General features: G+C 63.7%; 4 protein-coding genes. 3 read left to right on the top strand and 1 reads right to left on the bottom strand.

Translation table 11 applies throughout. The features are described 5' to 3' along the window. Positions 1–596: integrase core domain-containing protein (locus CR165_RS24035; RefSeq protein WP_146202046.1), on the top strand; the 596-nt coding region annotated here is incomplete at its 5' end. Between the two features lie 3 nt (positions 597–599). On the opposite strand, the gene CR165_RS24040 is transcribed toward CR165_RS24035, so the two are convergent. Further along, positions 600–1,040: a type 1 glutamine amidotransferase family protein gene (locus CR165_RS24040; RefSeq protein WP_109519403.1), complete on the bottom strand. Its 441-nt coding sequence runs from the start codon at positions 1,038–1,040 to the stop codon at positions 600–602. A gap of 122 nt (positions 1,041–1,162) precedes the next feature. Here CR165_RS24040 and CR165_RS24045 point away from each other — a divergent pair, with 122 nt between their 5' ends. Both CR165_RS24045 and CR165_RS24050 read left to right on the top strand, forming a co-directional pair. Then, positions 1,163–2,044, top strand: coding sequence for an MBL fold metallo-hydrolase (locus CR165_RS24045; protein WP_109519404.1), 882 nt, complete (start codon positions 1,163–1,165; stop codon positions 2,042–2,044). A gap of 49 nt (positions 2,045–2,093) precedes the next feature. Further along, on the top strand, positions 2,094–2,930 hold the full coding sequence (locus CR165_RS24050) for a nitroreductase family protein (RefSeq protein ID WP_408887550.1): 837 nt from the start codon (positions 2,094–2,096) through the stop codon (positions 2,928–2,930). Positions 2,931–3,696: the final 766 nt, after the last annotated feature.

The raw sequence follows: 3,696 nt of genomic DNA on the forward strand, positions 1-3,696 counted from the left end.
ACGGCCTGCTCGCCCCCTCCCGGGCCGGTGCCCCGCGAGGCCCGCGCAACCACGACGGCACCATCATCCCTGACGCGGTGGACATCATGTGGGGCACCGACATGACCACCACCTGGACGGCAGAGGGTCAGGCGGCGGTGTTCGTCGCCGTCGATCACCACAGCGCCGCGTGCGTCGGTCTCCATGCCGCCCGGCATGGCACCCGCTTCGAGGCGCTCGAGCCCCGCAGGCAGGGCGTGCGCCAGCACTTCGGCGGCTTCGCCAAGGGCATCGCGGCAGGCCTCTCGCTGCGCCATGGCCACGGCTCGCAGTACATGTCCGACGCTTTCCAGGGCGAGCTGAAGTTCCTCGGCATCAAGAGCTCACCCGCCTTCGTCCGCGCGCCTGAGGGGAACGGATGCGCTGAACGCTTCATCCGAACCCTCAAGGAGAACCTCCTCTGGGTCCGGACCTTCGACACCGTCGAGCAGCTCCGCCAGGCGCTCCTCGAGTTCCGGCGCACCTACAACTCGACCTGGCTCATCGAGCGTCACAGCTTCAGATCGCCGGACGCCGTACGCCATGATCAGCTTTCACCCGAAGCTCTCACCGCATAGGCTTCAATGAGGTGCCTCAGAAACTGCGGGCGGTACACCCGTCTCGCCCAGCAGGAAGGCGCCCGTGCAGATCGAGCCCAGTGCGGTGCCCGCGCTGTGCCGCTCGCGCAGCCATTCCACGAAGGGCGCCGCCTCGTGCGCCTCGATGGGCGGACCCAGCTGAGGCGGCAGGATCGGGACGTCCGGCGTCCCCTCGGCGCCAGGAGCCGTGTCGAACACGCGGACCGGGATGTTCTCGCCGTCTCGCATTTGCCAGTGGCTGACCCGCAGCGAGGGCGCCTGTTGGCGGTTCACCTGTTTCCCGGCGATGCGGCCAGCGAGCGTCAGGAAGTCTGTCATCCCAAGCACGGCCGCCAGTTGAGTGCCGGGGTAGATCACCAGGCCGATCTCGATGGCATTCCGCCCTGGCATGTCCCGCCCTGGCATGTCGTTTCTGGCCCTCATTATTTCCGTGCCGCCACTGCTACCGCCGCGCCTGGTCGTTTATCCAGAGGCTACCGCATCTTCATGGGCTCTGGGCCGCCGATCGCGCTCATAGCCTAGGTGCTGGCAAGGAGGATTGAGCCATGACCGACAGCAGCAAGGAAGGCTTCCTGATCACGCGCCGGAAGACACTCCCGGCCTTGTCCATGGGGATCATCGGAATGACGACGCGCACCTCACAAGCCGCTCGCCAGCAGGCGACGGTGACGCAGATCCGCAACGCGACGCTGCGCATCAACTACGGCGGTGTGCGCTTCCTGGTGGACCCGATGCTGGACGACCAGGGAACGTCTCCCGGGTTCCCGGGCTCGGCCAACAGCGAGCGCCGTAACCCCCTGGTGCCCCTGCCGATCCCGGTGACCGATATCATCGACGTGGACGCGGTCATCGTGACCCATCTTCACACCGACCACTGGGACGGAAAGGCCAAGGCGCGGCTCGGGAAATCGCTCCCCCTCTTCGCGCAGAATGACGAGGACGCGGCGGCAATCCGGGAAGCAGGCTTCAAGGACGTGCGCGTCCTGACCGAGGCATCGGAGTTCAATGGCGTCAAGCTCGTCAAGACGGGCGGGCAGCACGGCACCGACGCCACCCTTAAGGCGGTGCCGCGCCTGGGCAAGGTCTGCGGCGTCGTCTTCAGCCATCCCTCGGAGAAGACGCTCTACGTGGCAGGCGATACCATCTGGAACGGACATGTCGAGCAGGCGATCGCCCGGCACCAGCCGGAGGTGATCGTGCTCAACGCGGGCAAGGCGACCTTCATCGGCCTGGACCCCATCATCATGGGAGAAGAGGACGTCCGGGCGGTCCATCGCGCCGCCCCGAAGGCCACCCTGATCGCCAGCCACATGGAAGCCGTGAACCACTGCATCCTGAGCCGCGCCGACCTGCGGGCCTTTGCCGAGCGGGAAGGTTTCGTGGCAAACCTGCGCGTCCCGGCCGACGGCGAGGCCATCGCGCTCTAGCCGGATCACATGCCGCGTTTCCGGCGGAGGCGCTCACGACGAGTGGGAGGTGAGATTGCTCGAGCGTTTGATGAACATTCTCCAGGCACGTTTCGGCTCATCGCCCGCGCTTCAGGCGGCGCCAGATGGCGTGGAGACCCTCGCCGCGATGGCTGATCGCCGCGTCATCCGTCGGTACGCCGACAAGGCCGTCGATCCTGCGCTTCTGGAGACACTGTGCGCTGTGGCTCTCTCAGCTCCCTCGAAGTCGGACCTGCAGCAGGCGGACATCATTATCATCTCCGATAAGGCACAGCGCGACAGGTTACACGCGCTCATCCCGGACAATCCGTGGATCCGGGAAGCGCCCGCGTTTCTGGTCTTCTGCGCCAATAATCGCCGCCATCGCCTGATGTTCGAATGGCGTCAGCAGCCTTTCGTCAACGACCATCTCGACCCCTTCTTCAACGCTTCGGTCGATGCGGCCATCGTCCTCGCTACCTTCATCGCCGCCGCGGACAGAGTGGGGCTGGGGACGTGCCCCGTCAGCGCCATCCGCAACACAGCAGCGGAGGTGTCCGATCTCCTCGCGCTGCCCGACCATGTTTTCCCCGTGGCCGGACTGGGCGTCGGCTGGCCGTCCTTCGGTGGCGTCCTCAGCCCGCGTCTGGGCCTCGATGTCACCGTCCACTACGATCGCTATGACGAGGCCGGCATACAGGACAAGATCGCCGCGTACGACAAGCGACGGAGGGCCATGCAGCCCTACGCCACGCAGCGCTATACGGACCGCTTCGGGGAAGCAGAGGAGTACGGGTGGTCGGAGGATAAGGCCCGACAGTACTCCGTACCCGAACGCGCCCACTTCGGCGCTTTCGTGCGCAGGAAGGGCTTCGACCTAGAATGATGCTCCTCCGCGGTTGCGGAGGGATAACGCCCAAACGAGAGACAACCTGCTTGAGCCACGGCAGGCATCATGAGGCCCAGGCTGCCGAGGTGAACCGTTCCGGGGTTCTCCGGAGGCTCCAACTCTTGAGAGGATGGAGCCATGACGGAGAAGACCTCAAACCGGCATCCAAAGGCTACAGAATCCCAGAGCAGATGAAGTGCACCGCAGACTGATCACTGTCCACCAGATCAGGAGAAGATCAGTACCGTGGCGGACGGCAGCTGCGGACTACTCCGCGCTATTCAGAAAATCTGGCCTCTCTGCTGCCGATTCCGCTCATCGGTGCTGGTGATACACCTCAGCCCCCCAGACGATGGATCCTCAAAGCATAAAAGACAAGCTCAAGCTTTGGCTGGGCCTCGCCCATCTACAGACGAAACAGCGCTGCCTGAGGCTGGCTCCACAAGTTACACGCCCCTCTATTTATGCTCCAGGAACGACATTAGTCGTTATATTGAGATTACTCTTTCGTTCTGTACGTCTTACATTTTCTAACTCACAAATTCGCGATTTTTATTTGGAAGATCACGCGTCCGTGAGCGATATCACTCACATGTGAGTGAGCAGCCCCCCGGCTTGCTCGGTGTGAAGGATGTCAGCCATGACCGCTCTTGGCGTATATGTCGGCAACGACCCGGCTCTTCTGAACAAGTTCACTGGCTGGCTGGGCGATGCGCCCGATTACGTCCATGGAGTGGTCGGTTATTCCAACTGGAAGGATTAC

It is taken from the genome of Teichococcus aestuarii (assembly GCF_003116135.1).
GTDB lineage: Bacteria > Pseudomonadota > Alphaproteobacteria > Acetobacterales > Acetobacteraceae > Pseudoroseomonas > Pseudoroseomonas aestuarii.

What these genes read in the sequence shown, in the direction of transcription:
- CR165_RS24040 (WP_109519403.1), bottom strand. Translation starts at nt 1,040, where the DNA reads ATGAGGGCCAGAAACGACATGCCAGGGCGGGACATGCCAGGGCGGAAT.
- CR165_RS24045 (WP_109519404.1), top strand. Translation starts at nt 1,163, where the DNA reads ATGACCGACAGCAGCAAGGAAGGCTTCCTGATCACGCGCCGGAAGACA.